Consider the following 17315-nt stretch of genomic DNA (forward strand, 5'->3'; position numbering starts at 1 on the left):
AATACGCTCAGCTGCAGGACTTATATGAAGGCTCTTCCGTTCAGGTCGTTCGCATGGGCACTTGGCGGATGCGTACTCGTCCTGGGATCCGGTTTTGTCAGCCTCCATCACGCGCTGGAGCCGGCAGTTTCGATCCCGCTCTACATGCTGTTGACGGTCTTTGTGGCTTGGAGAGCAGGTTTCCGCGCGGCGATTGCAGTTGCTGTGTGTGCAACGCTGGGACTCGATTTCTTCTTCACAGAACCGCGTTTTGCTTTCAGTGTGGATTCTGAGCAGGACGTCTTCGCTTTAATCGCGTTTGCGGTCGTCTCGTTGCTGATCAGTCACCTGTCCCGCCGGATCCGCGCAAAGTCGGATGATCTTTATCGTTCCGAAGCGCAGCAGCGTGCTCTGTATGAGTTGTCACGAAGTGCGTTGCTAGTCGACTGGAGAAGCTCTGTCGAAACGCAGTTGTGTGCATTGATACAGGAAAGACTTCGCCTGACAGGCGTTGCGTTGTGGAGCGCTCGCGAGGCGAGCTTCACCTTCGCAGGCGACAGCGCTCATGCAATCGATCGTCTGGAGGCATCCTTCCGCGCGGATCGTAGCTACGACTTGCCAAACCAGTCCGAGAGCGTTCGCATACTGCGCTTCGGCATGCGCCCACTTGGTGCGATTCTTTTCCGCGGGCCAATCGAACAACTCCTTGCCGACGCCGTCGCAACGCTAGCCGCTACCCACCTGGAGCGTATCCGCTCGCTCAAGGCAGAGGTTGCTGCAGAGTCGCAGGCCGTGTCCGAACGATTGAGGACCACGGTGCTCGATGGCCTGGCGCACGCCGTGAAGACCCCACTTACCACTATCGTTGTCTCAAGTTCCGGCTTGCGCGAAATTGGCAGTCTGACAGCGCTGCAGAGTGACTTGGCGTATGTTATCGAGAACCAGGCTTCTTACCTATCGGAGCTAACGGACAAGCTGCTGCGGACCGCGAAACTTGAGAGTCGCGAAGTCGTACTCCATACACAAAAGACGCATCTGCAGGATGTCATCGAGACCGCCATTGGCGAGCTACGAAGCGCCCATGACACAACGCGACTGCAGTTCAAGGGCATAACGGATACTGACGTCCGCCTCGATCCCGCGCTATTTCGGATGGTACTTGTGCAATTGTTCGAGAACGCGCTGAAGTACAGCACGGATGGTACGAATATCCGTGTTCGTTTTGATGTTGCAAAGGGATCTCTCACCATGTCTGTCCACAATGAAGGATCGTTTATCCCCGCAGCCGAACAGTCGCTCGTCTTCCAGAGGTACTACCGTACAGAAGCCATGCAGCATCGTGCTCCGGGTACGGGTATTGGATTGTCCGTGGCAAAACAGGCCGTCGAATCGCACGGCGGTCGCATCTGGGTCCAGAGCGATAAAGATCGCGGCACTACCTTCTACATCACACTGCCGGTTTAAGGAGAGAACTCATGCACCAGGGTTCGGTGTTAATCGTCGAAGATGATACGGCCCTGCGCCACACCGTTGCGAGCACGCTCGGTGCACTTGGCTTTGAAGTGCGTGGGGCATCAAATGGCGAAATCGCGCTCGATGAGCTTCGCAACCGGATAGCAGAAGTCGTTTTGCTCGATCTGAATATGCCGGGCATGGGAGGAATGCAAACTGCGGCGAAGATGCGAAGCCTCTTCCCGAGCCTGGGCATTATCGTGTTGACGGTGCGCGATCGCGATGAAGATAAGATCCAGGCTCTCGACGCCGGCGCAGACGACTACGTCACGAAGCCGTTTCGACTGCCGGAACTGGCCGCACGCATCCGTGCCGCAGTGCGCCGCGCCCGCAAGCCGGCGGACGAAGCCGCCAGACGCATCGACATAGGCGAGATAAGCCTTGATCTCGTAGGCTACCGCGTGACCAAGGCGGAACAGGAAGTCCACCTGACCCCAAAGGAGTTTGAACTACTGCATGTGTTGATGCAGCACGCGGGGAGTCCCATGACACATCAGAAGCTGCTATCGACCGTGTGGGGGCCTGAATACGGTAATGAGCGGGAGTACCTGAGGACGTACATCAGTCAGCTGCGTCGCAAACTGGAAGACAATCCTTCGACTCCCCAATACCTGTTGACGGAGAATTACATCGGCTACCGATTTCAACTGTCTTAGGCGTTACTCTTCGCGCAGAACCTCCAACGGCTTCTGACCCAGCACACGGAAGCTGGCAAGCCATCCGGTCACTACGGTGAGCAACGCGACACCAAACAGTGCAAGAACATTGATCAACTTCAGGAAGTGATAGTCGAGGTCGAGTTTTCCGAGCACGATCCGCGCTGTCAGATTCGCGAAGATTAATCCGACAAAGCCCGCGATCAGGCCGAGCGTCGCGAACTCGATCGAGAAGATAGTCGCAATGCGTGATCGTGTGGCACCCAGTGTCTTCAGCACCACAACTTCACGAATGCGTCGGTAACGCGTGCCAGCAATGGCGCTTGCGAGAATCACAAGGCCGGCGAAGATCGAGAAGCCCGCCAGAAACTGCACGACCAGCGAGACCTGCAGAAGGATGCCGCGCAACGTCTCCATGGCCTGCGCTACATTGATAACCGTGACCGTCGGATACTTCGCGTACAGGGCACGCTGCAACTCACCAACGTGACTTGGATCTGCATGTACGCCGCCGTACCAAACTGTCGGCAACAAAGCTAGCGGAGCACGCGGCAGCAGGAACTCCGCGCGCGAATAGGCGTGCTGACCATCTGACTTAATGATCGCGCCAACCGTTGCGTCGACCGGGTGGTCGGGATCGCCCGGCGCGGCAAAGACAATGTGAGATCCAACATCGACGCCAAGCCGCTGCGCCATACGCTGGCCAATCGCAAGCTGTGTGCGCTGCTCACCCGGTTGCCAGAAGCTGCCGCGCACGATCTTGGTGCCGGGTGGCATGCTCTCGATCCACGTGAGGGAGATGGACTGCAGCATGCGCTTCGGGAAATTCTGCAGCTTTAAGTCCGCGGCGGCCGTACCGTTCACGGACAGAATGCGCGACGCGATCACGGGTAGCATCTCCGGTGTGCCACGCACGGAACTTTGTGTCTTCAGCAGGGCACTCACACCTTCGATCTCACTCGGTGCAATGTCGATCAGGAAGACATTCGGCAGGGTCGGTTGCGTGGAAAGCTTCAGTTCACTGATCAGCGCGTGCGACAGGAAAAAGACAGTCGCAATCTGCATCACACCGAGGCCAACAGCGGCGAGCAGTGCCGCCGAAGGATTCCCAGGGCGATAGAGGTTCGCCAGGCCGTGGCGCACAACCGGTGTCATCGAAGCCCTGGTCCTGCGCAGGAAGAGTCGCAACGCAGCCAGAACCAACGTCGACGTGATCAGCAGGACAAGCAGAACAGCGGCAAGTCCGCCCGTGAAAACCCGACCGACTTCTTTCGAATCGGAAAGCGTTGTGGCAATGAGCGTGATGCCCGCCAGAATCAGGATGCCCGCAATGATCTGCGCGCCCGAGCGACGAATCTTCGCGAGGTATCCGCCGATCGCACTGCCATCTCCCGCATCATCCACGGTGCGGCGAAGAATGAGGATAGGCCGCACATTCCGGATGTCCAGCAGCGGCGGCATCGTAAAGAGCAACGTGGTGACCAGACCGGTCGCGAGTCCGGCGAAGATGGCGGATGCGGCGATGTGCAGGTCCGGCGTTACGCCTAACAGCCTGGCGAGCAACAGCGGCAGCACCAACTGCACGCCGACACCCAGCGCCACGCCCACAATTCCGCCGAGCAGGCCAAGCAGCAGCGTCTGCAATAGATAGATACGCAGGATGTGCGACGATCTCGCGCCCAGCGACTTCATGATGGCGATGGAGTCCATGCGCTGCAGCAGGTGCGTGCGCATAGCCATGGCAACGCCCACCGCGCCAAGCACCAGCGCGACCAGCGACACAAGCGAAAGCACTCCCGTCGCACGGTCCAGCGCCATCGTCACAGCAGGGTTGGTCTCGCGATAATCCGTCACTTGCGATTCAGGCAGGATCGTCTCAAGCTGCGACTTCAGCCGCGCGACATCGCGGTCATTCTTGACCGGCAGCTTGAACAGGTAGCGCTGACCGGCGCGCGACCCGGGCGCCAGCAGGTGCGTGCTCTCAAGCTGATCCTGCGTCATCAAGATGCGTGGCCCTGCAGCAAACGATCCTGAGAGGCGATCCGGCTCACTCAGGACAATGGCCGAGACGCGTAGTGTGGCGTCACCAAGCTGAATACGATCCCCCGTATGCAGCTTCAGGCGGATGAGGAGATCTTCTCCCACCGCAACATTGTTGCCGCCAACGGCTTGCGCCAGCGGCATGGATGGCTGCAGCTCGACCGTGCCGTAGAAGGGATACTCAGCCGTGTCGATGGCCTTGAGCGCAACGAGTAACGGATCGAGAGAATTGGCAGCGGTCGCCATGCCGGCCATCTCGGTGATGGGCGTCATCCGAACACCACCGGTCTTCAGAGCGTCGAGCTTTGCGACCTGGGAGGCGTCGGGCTGCTGGAACATGCGCGCAGAAAGATCGCCCGCAAGGATGGAACGAGCGCGCACCAGCAACGTTTGTCGGAATGCCGAAGAGAAGCCGCGAACACCCGTCAGTGCCGCCACGCCGATCGCAACAGAGAGGATGACGAAGAAGAATTTGCCGCGTGACGATCGCAGTTCGCGCGATGCAATGCGGCCGGCAGTTGTCCATGAGAGCGCGGCCACGGATTACGCCTGCTCCGGCATTTTGTAGATGTCGGAGATCACTTCCCCGTCACGAACCGTCAGCACCCGCGTTGCGTGCGCTGCGACCGCTGGATCATGCGTGACGAGCACAAGTGTGGTGCCCTCCTGCCGATTCAGATCAAGGAGCAACTGCATGATGTGCGCACCGTTGTGCGTGTCGAGATTACCGGTCGGCTCGTCTGCGAGGACGATAGGTGGACGTAGGATGAAGGCGCGCGCAAGTGCGACACGCTGCTGCTCGCCGCCGGATAACTGCACGGGATAATGGTCGGCACGTTCCGCCAAACCAACGGCTGCGAGAAGGTCTTTAGCGCGCGCGATGCCTGCGGCCTGCTCCATCGAGGGGGCATTCAGTTCGTGGGGTAGCAGCACATTCTCGAGCGCGGTCAGTGTTGGGATCAGTTGGTAGCTCTGAAAGACGAAGCCAATCAGCCTGCCACGGACCTCGGCCAGTTTGTCCTCAGCCAGATAGCTAATGGCTGTCCCCTGCAGGGTCACATTGCCCTCTGTGGGCGTGTCCAGGCCAGCCAGCAGGCCCAGCAGAGTACTTTTGCCCGAACCCGAGGAGCCGACGATAGCGACAAACTCGCCCGGGGTGACATCAAACGTAATGCCGCGCAAAATTTCGATCGTGCGTGGGCCATTGCGGATCGACTTGCGAAGGCCTGCCACACGGATGCTGGGTGCGGCGCTGCTGGCGGTTGAGGTCTCGGGGTTCAGGCTCGCACTCGCTTTCAGAAACTTTGCTACGTTGGACGGATGATGCAGGGATATTGTTCCGGATTGAGCACGATGATACAGCGCCTGCCGCTGAGGCACAGCAGCAAGGCAGCCGCAATGATGACCGCGTGCGCCCTGCTGATGATCTCAGGTTGCCAGCCGGGACGTGCCGAATCGGCAAGCGATACCAACAACGGAGGCGCGAAAGCTTTGCCATCCATCACCACTCATGCGGCTCCGGTTGCTACCGACGACGCTGCCGCCACGGACGCGCGGCCCGTCATCGCCTGCTTTGGCGATAGCCTCACCGCAGGCTACGGTGTCGACGTCGAAAGCAGCTATCCCGCCGACCTGCAGCGCGACCTGGACAGTGCAGGCTATCGCTATCGCGTCGTCAACATGGGCATCAGTGGCGAAACGACGAAGGACGGACTGGCTCGCGTGGACCGCGTCCTGGCCATGAAGCCCGCGGTCGTTGTAGTGGAGTTCGGCGGCAACGACGGCTTACGCGGCGTGCCGGTAGCCAGCTCGCGCTCAAACCTCGACAGCATCGTCAGCAAATTACAGAACAGCGGCACGCAGGTGGCCATGGCCGGCATCACGCTGCCTCCGCAATACAGCCAGCCCTATATCAAGAGCTTCAACGAGACGTATACGGTCCTTGCGAAAAAGCACAAAGTGCCGCTTCTGCCGTTCGTGCTGCAAGGCGTCTACGGCGTTCCCGGCAGTATTCAGCAGGACGGCATCCACCCCACAGCACAAGGCTGCAAGCAGGTCTCAAGGAATATTTTTGGCCTAATCAAGCCGTTGCTAAAGAAGTAGCCGCTCAGGCAAGATTCACAAAGGGCTGTATCAAAGTACCTGCCACTCGGCGACCGATGCCCAGCAGCTCGTTGCGGTCCTTGAATATCCGCACGAGCGGAGCATCAGAAAACTCCGGCAGGTTGACTGCCATGCCGTTTCGGAGCTTGTTCTGCGAACCTTCATCCGCCGTCACGGCGGGCATGCCCGGCAAAACGGTACGCGCATGGGGCAAGAGCGTCTCGACGTTGCCAGCGTTGACTGCTGCGATCAGTTGCTCCCGCGTGATCGCTTCGGCCAACGTAAAGGGACCAGCCTGCACGCGGCGCAGTGCACTCAGGTGCGCGCCGCAGCCTGCCAGTTGGCCAAGCTCATGCGCTACGGACCGCACGTAGCCGCCAGCCGACACATGCATGGTAAAGCTCGCCGTGTCTCCAACGAGCCCCGTGAGTTCGAAGCCGTGGATGGTGATCCGCGCGGGCTTCACAGTCACTTCCTTGCCCTGCCGTGCCAGCTTGTGCGCAGGCACACCGCCAATCTTCTTTGCGGAGAAGACAGGCGGCACCTGGTCGAGTTCGCCGTGGAAGCGCTTTCCTAGTTCGCGCAGCTGGTCCAGCGTGCAGGTTAGTGGTTGCGCTTCGCCTGCGGGCTCGCCTTCGGCATCGTAGGTGTCGGTCGCGAAGCCGAAGCGGATGGTGCCGGTGTAGTGCTTCTCCGCAGCGTTAAAGAACTGGGCCAAGCGCGTCCACTTGCCTAGCAGCAACGGAAGGACGCCGGTTGCCATTGGATCCAGTGTGCCCAGATGGCCAACGGACTTTTCCCCCGTGGCGCGGCGAACGAGAGAAACAACATCGTGCGAGGTGAGACCGGGGGGCTTATCGAAGATCAGGAGTCCATTCATTGCAGTCTTCGATTAGACCACCGATTGCGCCTGCTCGTGATGGTTTGCCGCTGCCGGATTCGGCAATGCCCGTGCCGAAGACGTGCTATCAACCAATTGAGCATTGCAGGTGCACGCACTTCACCGCGTCGCGAATGGTGCGAGGCACTAGAAGCCGCTGGGTCTGCGGATGAGCGACAGAAATTCGTTGCGGGTCTGCGCGCTCTCACGGAAGCAGCCGAGCATGGCCGATGTGGAGGTCATGCTGCCCTGCTTCTCCACTCCACGCATCATCATGCACAGGTGCTGTGCCTCAAGGATGACGGCCACGCCCATCGGGTGGATGGCCTCAACGACCGCGTCGGCGATCTCGCGCGTCATGCGCTCCTGCACCTGCAGGCGGCGTGCAAAAACATCGACCAGGCGGGCGACCTTGCTGAGGCCAATGACCTTGCCCTTCGGGATGTAGGCGACGTGCGCCTTGCCGAAGAAGGGCAGCATGTGGTGCTCGCACAACGAGTAGAACTCGATGTCGCGCACGATCACCATCTCGTCATAGTCAACATCGAAGAGCGCGCCGCGCAGGATGTCCGTCGGATTCTGCTCATAACCGCGCGTCAGGAAGGTCATCGCCTTCTCCATGCGCTCCGGCGTCTTCAGCAGGCCATCCCGCGCAGGATCCTCGCCGACACGCTGTAACAACTCGCGGTAAAGCTCTGCGGTGGTCGCATCGTGAAGTGTTACTTCTGGTTCGGCAATAGCAGTATTCGTTTCCAGTCGACTGTCTTTCATAATTCTTCTTTCAGACGCGCGGCTATGCAATCGGTTGCAGGGCGTGCATTTATTGCGCTGGAATCAAGGCATCGGACTGGCCCGGAGCCAAAAGATCGAAGCTGTTGTTCTTTGTCTCTTCAATGCGTACACGATGTAGCTGGAGACGGCCCATGGAATCCAGCAGTGGCACCTCGCGGCGGAACACCCGCTCCACTTCGACGCTTAGGTTCTCAGTCGATGGAACAAAGTCGCCACTGAAGACCGAATCGGCATTCATGTGCTGCGCGTCGAAGCGGTCGGTCAGTTCGCGCTTCGCAAGCTCATCCAGCTTCACCATGTCGACCACGAATCCCGTCTCCGGATCGATGGGACCAGCTACCGTAATCTCAATGAAGTAATTGTGGCCGTGCCCAAACGGGTTGTTGCACTTGCCGTAGGTGTCGCGGTTTTGCTCCTCCGAGAGGCAGGGCGCATGCAGCCGATGAGAGGCCGACAAGCGGTAGCGGCGAGTGAAATGAGCGATCGGCATCTAGGCCACCAACTCTGGCGCGACACGATCCGCAGGCAGATCGTTCACGCCCTCGCCGTAGAAGTCGGCGAAGAGATCGTCCATTTCGTAGACACGCACACGCTGCAGTTTCGCGTTCGGGATCTTGCCATCGAGGCGCCGCCAGATCGCGACCGCGATGTTCTCCGTAGTCGGCACGACATTCGCAAACTCTGGAACTTCGTGGTTCAGGTGGCGATGGTCATAGACGCTGACCACCTCCTGTTCCAGGATGTCCTTCAGCAGCTTCAGGTCGACGACAAAGCCGGTGACGGGATCGACTTCGCCGCCGACCGTGACTTCGAGCGTGTAGTTGTGGCCGTGCCCGTTCGTGTTGGCACACTTGCCAAACACTTCGCGGTTCTTCTCCTCGCTCCACGCGGGGTTGCGATAGAAGTGGGCGGAGGAGAACTCGGCTTTGCGTGTCAGGTAAATCATTGTCGTATTGGATGAGTCTACGGCCCCAAGGGTCGCTAGGTCGTGTACTCTCTTCCCTTCCACGTGACTGCCTTCGCGATCTTCACGTTCTGCCAGGAGCGGAACAACAGGGCCGCGAATAAAGGCAGTGCCATGACCGTAAGGATGCGATCAAGAAAGGGCGCGTGCGATTGTCCGACTCGTGAGAAGTAGCGCAGCAGCACGCGCAGCCAGACGATGAAGACGGCGAGCGCCTGCCAGACGACGAGATTCGGCATCAGGAGTGGCAACAGTGGCAGGCCCAGAAGGAGAACGAAGTTCAGCAATGCGATGGCTGCCATCATCAGCGGATTGCCGAAGAGCAGTGCGAGGTTCTTCGTCCAGCCCTCGATCATCTCCGGTGTGGACGCATACATTCTGGCGCTGACCGCCTCCGGTGCATAGCGCAGGCGGATGGGGTGGCGACGCTTCAACAGCCTGGCGAGTGCTACGTCCTCCAGCACGGACGAGCCCACAGCCATGTGCCCTCCCACATCAAAATAGGCCTGCCGACGGACGAGCAGGAACTGGCCGTTTGCCGCGGCGATGGGATTCGATGGGTCGCTGACCTTCTTTGGTGGATAGGTGCTTGCGAGCTCGGAGAAGATAAGTGGCATCAGCGCTCGCTGCGCGAAGTTGGCAACGAGCTGTCGTGGCGAGTAGCTCAGCATGGCGAGCTCGTGGCGCTCGGCTTCGACTATGGCTCGGCTGGTGCTGCCCGGCTCATGCAGGGTGTCGGCATCGGTGAAGAGGAGCCATTTCGCAGTGTGCGCCAGTGGCTGCGAGGCGCCAAACCAGAGTGCAGCATTTTTGCCTGTGAGACCGCGGGTAGCGCTCTTCAGCGAAGGAGCGCTTAAAGCCATGATACCATTACACTTATCGGCAAATGTCGCTATAATTTGAGACGTTTCATCCGATGAATTATCGTCAATGACCAGGATGTGCCACTGCTCCCCCAGAACGAATCCAGGTTCGGATTGCCTGACCAGAGAGTCCAGGCAGCCAGGCAGGTTGTGAGCCTCATTGCGAGCCGGAATCAGGACGGTCAGGGTGTGCGTTGACGGCTCGTCCTCCTCGATGTGGAGGACGGGTGCGGTCCGCCGCAAGCTGGAGGCAGAGGGGCTGCCGTCAAAACGAAGGTCAAGTTCCGGCGCTGGAGCGACGCGGTCGGTGGTCTGGTGCTCGGGTTGGGAAGTGCTGGACTCGTCTGGCATGCGCCTCCGTATTATAGGAAGCGTGAGAGTTTCTGCGACGCTGCGTTTTGCTTTGGCCGCTGCCCTGCTGTTGACGGGCTGCAATCGTGGTGACCATCCGCAGCAGATTGCGGAAACTGCGCCCGACTTCACCATCCAGGACGGATCGCAAAGCGTCCGCCTAAGCCAGTTCCGGGGCAAGGTGGTTGTCCTGAACTTCTGGGCAACGTGGTGTGCGCCCTGCATCGATGAACTGCCTAGTCTGCAGGCCCTTCAGAGAGCCCGGCCCGACGTACAGGTTCTTGCCGTCTCGATCGACGACGATCCGGCAGCTTACGCCAAATTCCTGAAACAGTACGACATGAGCATCCTCAGCATCCGTACCGGTATGGAAGGCGCGAACCTGAAATATGGATCGGTCCGCCCGCCCGAGACCTTCCTGATCGACCGGGGCGGGATGATTCGCCGGAAGTTCATTGGGCCCCAGCAGTGGACGAACCCTGAGATTCTTGGGTACTTGCAGAAGATTTCTTAAAATCCTCTTCAGGCACCGCCAAATCCTGAGCGGAGTGCAGCGGAGTCGCAAGACCTGCATTTCCGTTTTCGGTGCCACAGACCTGGGTCGGACTGCCGATCGGTTTTGTGGCGCCGTCGGCGAAATGCGGTCCTTGACTGCACTCCGCTGCGCTTCGTTTCGCCCAGGATGACGGGGTTGGCTACTTCACGCTTGGGCTGTCATCTGCTGGCAGATCGCCAAGTGCGTACTGGATGCCGGCGAGGACGTGTTCCATGATCGGCGTTGTGGCGTAGATGTGTTCGCTGTGGCCGAGTGCCTCGTAGAAGACGCGGCCCTTGCCTTCGTGGCGGATCCAGCTCAGCGCGTAGTCGCCGTCCGTACGCTTGGTCGCCGGCGTCTCCTTTGCCTTGTCGACGTCGCTCATCTTTGCGTAGTCCAGGCTGGTGAGAACGTGAACCCGCTTGCGTGAGAAGGAGTCCTGCACGAAGGTGTAGATCTCGTCATGCACGGTGAACTCCTGGCCGTGGAACATGGCGGTCAGGGGACTTTTCGGATCGTCGATCTTCACGGTGATGGGCTGCGGGAAGAGCCAGTGAAATTTGAAGTAGCCACCGATCATGGTGTCAAAGTCCTGCCATGTGCCAGTCGGTGCTTCGGTCGAACCGCGTGGCGGAGACGTATGGTACGAGTCTCCCGCCGCATGAATGCCCGCCAGACCTTTGCCGTCACGCACAAAGTCCAGCAGCGCCTTCTTGCGCGCCTCCGTCGCTGCAGCATCCTTCGGGTCATCGAGGAAATTCAGCGTTGTGCTGTCGAGGAAGATCAAGTCATAGTTCGCCAGGTTCGCCGCGTTGATGTCCGCGGGATCGAAGGTGATGGTGGTGCTATACGCGCCGGTAGCCTCGCCCATCGCCTTCACGGCCTCTGCCGCGATCGGAATCGACGAGTGCACAAAGCCGGCCGCATGCGCCAGCAGCAGCACCTTTCTTGGCTTTTTCGGCTTTGCCAGTGCGTGACGTGGAATGTTGTCGAGCATGGCCACATAGTCCTGTAGCTGTGGCTTCTGGAGCTGCACGCCATCCTTGATACTCTGCGGGCGCGTGTCCGGACTGGGTACGGTCTTTTCTCTCAGCTCAGCCGTCGAGCCGGTGTCCGGCCGGGGTGCTGGACGCGGTGGAGCTGCGGGTGCCTGCGCGACGGCGGCTGTGCTGGTCAGGACAAGGGCTAGGGGCAGGGCGAAGCGAAGGCTCATCTTTTGGAAACTCCCGGCGCTGCTGGTGGGCTGCCGTCATACGGTAACTGCGGTGCGGAGGATCGTCAACGGTTCGCGGAATCCCCCACGTTCGGTTCGCGTAGGGACAGGGCACCCGCTCTATCGTTGCTGCCGAGAGCGGGTGCCGCACTCCTGACAGCTTCACCGTCATGAGTGGGATCCTCACTGCGCTTGCCTCTACGGCTTGCCGTCGCGGAAGACACGCATCGATCGGCCGCCCAGGATCACCTTCTCGCCGAGGGTCTCCGGCGCGAACGGGTCATCGATGTTCTGGGTATCCAATACCTGGTGCCAGGGTGTGTCGGAGGGCGGCGGTGGCAGCGTGAATTCCACGCCATCGTGTGCGGCGTTCACCATCAGCAGGAAGCTGTTGTCGGTGACGGGGTTTCCATCGTCATCGCTGACACCCAGTGTCCGTCCGTTCAGCATGAACGCCAGCGACCTCTGCCAGTCGGCATTCCAGTCCTCGTCGCGGAACTCGTCACCGCCCGTGCCGTACCAGGCAATGTCCTTTACCAGGGAGCCACGAATGGTGCGGTCCTGGAAGAACTTCTTGCGGCGCAGGTTCGGATGCTTGGCACGCAGTTCAATCAGCCTGGTTGTGAATTCCATGAGGCGCTGCCGGGGCGGGTCCAGCTTCCAGTCATACCAGGTGATCTCATTGTCCTGACAGTAGCCGTTGTTGTTTCCGCGTTGCGAACGGCCAACTTCGTCTCCACCGCAGATCATCGGAACACCCTGAGACAAGATCAACGTTGTGAGAAAGTTACGCGTTTGACGTTCACGTAATTCATTAATGGCCGGATCGTCCGTCGGACCTTCCGCACCCATGTTCCAGCTGTCGTTGTTATCGGCGCCATCCGTGTTGTTGTCGCCGTTGTTCTCGTTGTGCTTCTCGTTGAAGCTGACCAGGTCCGTCAGCGTGAAGCCGTCGTGAGCGGTGATGAAGTTGATGGAGGCATACGGCTTGCGCCCGTCGTTCTGGTACAGATCGCTGGAGCCGGTAATGCGATAGGCGAAGTCCGACAGCAAGCCCTCGTCGCCCTTCCAGAAGCGACGCACCGTGTCGCGGTACTTGCCATTCCACTCTGCCCACAGCACCGGGAAGTTGCCGACCTGGTAGCCACCCTCGCCCACATCCCACGGCTCTGCAATCAGCTTCACGGACTGCAGGATGGGATCCTGGTGGATGACGTTGAAGAAGCTTGAGAGCTTCTGGACGCCCTCTTCGTCGCGGGCCAGCGTGCTTGCCAGATCGAAGCGGAAGCCGTCGACGTGCATCTCCGTAACCCAGTAACGCAGCGAATCCATCACCAGCATCAGCACCTGCGGATGAGACACGTTGAGTGTGTTTCCAGTACCGGTGTAATCCATGTAGTAGCGGGGACTGTCCGCAACCTGCCGGTAGTAGGTCGTGTTGTCGATGCCTTCCATCGACAGCATCGGCCCTTTCTCGTTGCCTTCACAGGTGTGGTTATAGACCACGTCCAGGATGACTTCGATGCCCTCCTTGTGCAGGGTCTTCACCATCTCCTTGAACTCGCGCACCTGCTCGCCGGTGGTTCCGGTAGAACTGAATCGAGACATGGGCGCGAAGTAGCCGAGGGTGTTATAGCCCCAGTAGTCGCGAAGGCCGCGGTCGACCAGATGGCCTTCATCGATGAAGTGATGGACTGGTAGCAGTTCAACGGCGGTGACGCCCAGCATCTTCAGGTACTTGATGCTGGGTTCGGAGGCAAGACCCGCGTAGGTACCGCGGAGCTTTTCAGGGATTGCCGTGTTTTGCATGGTGAAGCCGCGAACACTCAACTCGTAGATGATGGAATCGGAGAGCGGCAGGTCTGGAGGACAGTCATCCTCCCAATCGAAACGGCTGTCGATGACCACACTCTTCGGCACGCCTGCGGCGGAATCCTGGGTATCCAGCTTGAGGTCGTCACCGCTCATAACGTCATACGGGAAGACAGGCGCTTTCCAGTCCACGTCGCCAGTGATGGCCTTGGCGTAGGGATCGACAAGCAGCTTTGCCTTATTGAAGCGAAGTCCCTTCTCCGGCTCCCAGGGCCCGTCTACACGAAAGCCGTAACGCTGCCCGGGCTTGATGTTGCGCACCAGGCCGTGCCAGACGAAGGCAGTTCTTTCCTTCAGCTCAACGCAATCGATCTGCTGGTCATTTTCGTCGAAGAAGCAGACCGAGACGGCTGTGGCGTTTTCGCTGTAGAGTGCAAAATTTGTGCCCTTTGAGGACGCTGTAGCGCCCAGCGGGTAGGGCCTTCCGGGCAGAACGGTGCGTGTCATATGTGTCGTTCGTTTCCTATTCCGATTGAGTCTTCGGTGGTGGGATGCATGGGCGCGACGGGAGGATGGGCTGCGCGAACGATCGCTTCTGCGCTATGACTGGTATCCAGCGCAGAATGGCGCGCACGTTCGCCCTCGCTCGATATCGGGCGTATTCTTGAAGGCGGCATGATGTTGCGACTTACGTCTTACACGATCCTTGCGGGCCTCGCCCTGGCGTTGCCCATCCACGCCCAGAAGGCTGAGCCTGGCACGCCACCGGAGACTCCGGCACCGGCACAGCAGACCAAACCCGCCGCACCGGTGGACGATCTGCCTGACTCTCCCGGAGCATCGGAGGGCCTGGGTATCCCACCAATGCCAAACGGTCCGACGGCCATCATCGACACCAGCATGGGCCGCCTGACCTGCCACTTCTTTGCGAACGAATCACCCAAAACGGTTGAGAACTTTGTCGGCCTTGCAACTGGAACGAAAGCCTTCACCGATCCAATCACCGACAAGCCGATGAAGGGTGTGCGCTTTTACGATGGCACCACATTTCACCGGGTGATTGCGAACTTCATGATCCAGGGTGGCGACCGCGCCGGCACCGGCGCCGGGGATGCGGGTTACTACATTCCGGAAGAGCGCTCGCCAGGACTGAGGTTTGACCGGGAAGGCCGTCTTGCGATGGCAAACGCCGGGCCGGGTACGGGCAGCACACAGTTCTTCATCACCGAAGCGCCCGTGCCGGAACTGAATGGGAAGCACACCATCTTCGGTCAGTGCGATGCGCACTCCGTCCTGATCGTGCAGTCGATCGCACGCGTCGAAAAGAACTCAAACGACAAGCCTGTAACGCCGGTGACCATCAACAAGGTCACCATCGTGCCGGAAGGCCAGCCACTGCCGGCCGATCCTGCAGCCCCTGCCGCAGTCCCCGCGGCGAAGTAGATTTCACACGCCGTTTTCATGGCGAAGGCATCACACAGAACGGCACCAAAGAAGGAGAACGAAACCATGGCAGAACGCACACCGGGAACCTACGCGATCTTCAATACCAGTGAAGGCACCATTGTCACCAAGCTGTATGAGAAGGACGCGCCGGAGACCGTCGCCAACTTCATCGGACTGGCCGAGGGCACGAAGTCCTGGGAGAGCCGCAGCAAGAAGGGCGACAAGCTGTATGACGGCACCGTCTTTCACCGCGTGATTCCTGAGTTCATGATCCAGGGCGGAGATCCGGAAGGCACCGGCATGGGCGGCCCCGGCTACAAGTTTGCCGATGAGACCAAGGGTTCGCCGCACGGCTTCCAGACCACCGGCAAGCTGGCCATGGCGAACGCCGGCCCCAACACGAACGGCTCGCAGTTCTTCATCACGGTCGCTCCTACCACATGGCTGACCGGCCGCCACACCATCTTCGGTGAAGTGGTCGAGGGCTACGACATTGTGGAGAAGATCAGCAAGGCTCCGCGCGACGGCATGGACCGCCCGAAGAAGGCCATCACGCTGGATACCGTTGTGATCGAGCGCGTCTAATTCGAATCAGCAGCAGACAAGACGACGCCAGCGCCCTTCGGTGCTGGCGTCGTTTCCTTTGTTTGCGGCGACGCCCAGTCGGGCTTGGAATTACAGTGTGCTGATGACGCAAAGCTCAAGCGGCGGCCTGCGCCGGTTCTCCCGCGCAGAGGTAGTCTTCGTCACCGCCATTGTGATGCTGTACGTCCTGCTGTTCGACCACTTCCGCACCTTTCAGGTGGATGATCCCTGGTTCGCGAGCTTCAGCTACAACTACTGGAACGATGGCATCGTGACAGACACGCTCTATAAGCGTCATTTCCCGCGAGGGATGGGCGGAGTAGAGGCCTTTGGGAAGCTGGCCGCCTGTGTGCAGGCGCCCCTGATGAATGCGTTGGGCTGGTCACTGCGGGGACTCGCGGCTCTGAGTACCTGCTTCGTGGCCGCCTCGCTGGCACTGCTGGCGGACGTCTGCCGGCGGCTGAGGCATTCTGTCCACTTCACGCTTTGCGTGATCGCCGTTGCTGGTCTTACGGAGCCGTTTGTTGTCGTAAGTCAAGGAACGCGATTTGAATTCCTGGCGCTGTTCCTGTTGATAGCGGCGCTGTGGTGTGCCGTTCGCGGATGGGTCTTCTCTGCCGCGCTGATCGCGTGCGTCAGCGTTGAGATTGAACCTGCCGCGATTGTCGTGGTGCTGGGCGTCTTCACTGCCCTATTGATGATGCCGGGTACGCGGTACGCACGCCTGCGTCGATTGCCGTGGATGGCACTTGCCGCAGGACTTGCCGTCGCCGTCTACTTCGCGCTGCATCCTCATGCTGTCAGCACCTTTTATCACGCCGACTGGTCGTCGGTGGACGCCTCCGCCGGCACGCATGGTTTTGTCTTTCAGTACCTGTTCCTCTACAAGCGACATTGGCCCGAGATGATCGCGCTTATCACCGCAACAGTGATCAGCGTACGTACGCGGCAACATCTATTGAAGGAATGGCCAGCAGTGGCGATCGCCGTGACCGTCGTGGCATCAGTGGTTCTCAAGTGGGGCAACCCACGCTACTTCGTCCTGATCATGCCATTCTTCGCGTTGTTTGTTACAGGTGCATTCTTCACGGAACGTCGATGGAAGCTCATCGTCCTGGCAGTGCTTGCGATCATGCTGCCGCAATATGCTTACCGCTACTCGATATCCATTCGGCAGGCTCCGGCACTGACAAGTGCGGACCAGCGCGAAATAGGCTGGGCTATCGATCGCACCGCACGAAGCGAGGGTCTTCGCATCGCTGATGCCAGCGTGTTGGGCAACAGCAACGTCTGGTTCGCGCACCCGGGGCATTTCGTGGCACTTGACCGAAGAGTGTTGCAGACGGGCAGGACCGTCTCGGGGGATGTCATCGTCTGCTTCGAAAATAAGCTCGACCCAACCCTGCGTGAGATGGGCAGCGAATTGAAGTGCTCGGAGCTTAGGGGCCTCCCAAACCCGGTCGAACGGATAACGGTGCATGGCTATCCGTTGCAGGTCATTGCAGCGACCGGCAAGCCAATCACTGCACCGCTACCAGATTGGCTCTTGAGAAGACTCAAAACCCGGGACGCGCTGCAATAAGG

16 protein-coding genes are annotated in these 17315 nt (G+C 59.7%); 7 read left to right on the forward strand and 9 right to left on the reverse strand.

All coding sequences use genetic code 11. The annotated features are described in order from the left end of the window. Nucleotides 1–24 precede the first annotated feature (24 nt). Both BLW03_RS02530 and BLW03_RS02535 read left to right on the forward strand, forming a co-directional pair. Complete coding sequence (locus tag BLW03_RS02530; protein ID WP_074652200.1) at nucleotides 25–1443, forward strand: ATP-binding protein; 1419 nt, start codon at nucleotides 25–27, stop codon at nucleotides 1441–1443. An 11-nt stretch (nucleotides 1444–1454) separates the two neighbouring features. Beyond that, nucleotides 1455–2147: a response regulator transcription factor gene (locus BLW03_RS02535; protein WP_074652201.1), complete on the forward strand. Its 693-nt coding sequence runs from the start codon at nucleotides 1455–1457 to the stop codon at nucleotides 2145–2147. Between the two features lie 3 nt (nucleotides 2148–2150). Here the strand turns inward: BLW03_RS02535 and BLW03_RS02540 are convergent, their stop codons facing one another. Together BLW03_RS02540 and BLW03_RS02545 are read right to left on the reverse strand one after the other, a co-directional pair. Beyond that, nucleotides 2151–4727 carry an ABC transporter permease gene (locus BLW03_RS02540; RefSeq protein ID WP_074652202.1) on the reverse strand — a complete coding sequence of 859 codons (2577 nt, stop codon included), beginning with the start codon at nucleotides 4725–4727 and terminating at the stop codon, nucleotides 2151–2153. 3 nt (nucleotides 4728–4730) lie between these two features. Further along, nucleotides 4731–5420: an ABC transporter ATP-binding protein gene (locus BLW03_RS02545; protein WP_074652203.1), complete on the reverse strand. Its 690-nt coding sequence runs from the start codon at nucleotides 5418–5420 to the stop codon at nucleotides 4731–4733. Between the two features lie 120 nt (nucleotides 5421–5540). On the opposite strand from BLW03_RS02545, the gene BLW03_RS02550 reads away from it, so the two are divergent. Beyond that, nucleotides 5541–6290: an arylesterase gene (locus BLW03_RS02550; RefSeq protein ID WP_244502182.1), complete on the forward strand. Its 750-nt coding sequence runs from the start codon at nucleotides 5541–5543 to the stop codon at nucleotides 6288–6290. A 4-nt stretch (nucleotides 6291–6294) separates the two neighbouring features. Here BLW03_RS02550 and truB read toward each other — a convergent pair whose 3' ends face one another. The 5 genes from truB to BLW03_RS02575 all read right to left on the reverse strand — a co-directional run bounded on the left by truB (nucleotide 6295) and on the right by BLW03_RS02575 (nucleotide 10140). Next, nucleotides 6295–7170, reverse strand: a complete 876-nt coding sequence (gene truB, locus BLW03_RS02555; protein WP_074652204.1) for a tRNA pseudouridine(55) synthase TruB — start codon at nucleotides 7168–7170, stop codon at nucleotides 6295–6297. Nucleotides 7171–7317: 147 nt separating this feature from the next. Continuing rightward, nucleotides 7318–7941 carry a GTP cyclohydrolase I FolE gene (gene folE, locus BLW03_RS02560; protein ID WP_074652205.1) on the reverse strand — a complete coding sequence of 208 codons (624 nt, stop codon included), beginning with the start codon at nucleotides 7939–7941 and terminating at the stop codon, nucleotides 7318–7320. Nucleotides 7942–7990: 49 nt separating this feature from the next. Then, nucleotides 7991–8452 (reverse strand): 6-carboxytetrahydropterin synthase, encoded by a 462-nt coding sequence (locus BLW03_RS02565; protein WP_074652206.1) that lies wholly within the window; start codon nucleotides 8450–8452, stop codon nucleotides 7991–7993. After that, entirely contained in the window at nucleotides 8453–8908 is a 456-nt protein-coding gene (locus BLW03_RS02570) for a 6-pyruvoyl trahydropterin synthase family protein (RefSeq protein WP_074652207.1), read from the reverse strand. Between the two features lie 35 nt (nucleotides 8909–8943). Beyond that, the gene (locus BLW03_RS02575; RefSeq protein WP_083350273.1) at nucleotides 8944–10140 is read right to left on the reverse strand and encodes a glycosyltransferase family 2 protein; all 1197 of its coding nucleotides are present in this window, start codon (nucleotides 10138–10140) and stop codon (nucleotides 8944–8946) included. Nucleotides 10141–10162: 22 nt separating this feature from the next. Between BLW03_RS02575 and BLW03_RS02580 the strand changes: the two genes are divergently transcribed. Then, on the forward strand, nucleotides 10163–10654 hold the full coding sequence (locus BLW03_RS02580) for a TlpA family protein disulfide reductase (protein WP_348270827.1): 492 nt from the start codon (nucleotides 10163–10165) through the stop codon (nucleotides 10652–10654). Nucleotides 10655–10835: 181 nt separating this feature from the next. On the opposite strand, the gene BLW03_RS02585 is transcribed toward BLW03_RS02580, so the two are convergent. Together BLW03_RS02585 and glgX are read right to left on the reverse strand one after the other, a co-directional pair. Beyond that, nucleotides 10836–11888 (reverse strand): ThuA domain-containing protein, encoded by a 1053-nt coding sequence (locus BLW03_RS02585; protein WP_074652208.1) that lies wholly within the window; start codon nucleotides 11886–11888, stop codon nucleotides 10836–10838. A gap of 198 nt (nucleotides 11889–12086) precedes the next feature. Next, entirely contained in the window at nucleotides 12087–14207 is a 2121-nt protein-coding gene (glgX, locus tag BLW03_RS02590; RefSeq protein WP_074652209.1) for a glycogen debranching protein GlgX, read from the reverse strand. 168 nt (nucleotides 14208–14375) lie between these two features. On the opposite strand from glgX, the gene BLW03_RS02595 reads away from it, so the two are divergent. From BLW03_RS02595 to BLW03_RS02605, 3 genes are all read left to right on the forward strand, one after another. Further along, the gene (locus BLW03_RS02595; protein WP_074652210.1) at nucleotides 14376–15143 is read left to right on the forward strand and encodes a peptidylprolyl isomerase; all 768 of its coding nucleotides are present in this window, start codon (nucleotides 14376–14378) and stop codon (nucleotides 15141–15143) included. Nucleotides 15144–15209: 66 nt separating this feature from the next. After that, nucleotides 15210–15731, forward strand: a complete 522-nt coding sequence (locus tag BLW03_RS02600) for a peptidylprolyl isomerase (RefSeq protein ID WP_074655725.1) — start codon at nucleotides 15210–15212, stop codon at nucleotides 15729–15731. Nucleotides 15732–15834: 103 nt separating this feature from the next. Beyond that, the gene (locus tag BLW03_RS02605) at nucleotides 15835–17313 is read left to right on the forward strand and encodes a hypothetical protein (protein WP_074652211.1); all 1479 of its coding nucleotides are present in this window, start codon (nucleotides 15835–15837) and stop codon (nucleotides 17311–17313) included. Nucleotides 17314–17315 lie beyond the last annotated feature (2 nt).

Origin of the sequence: Terriglobus roseus (assembly GCF_900105625.1) — a bacterium.
Lineage (GTDB): Bacteria > Acidobacteriota > Terriglobia > Terriglobales > Acidobacteriaceae > Terriglobus > Terriglobus roseus_B.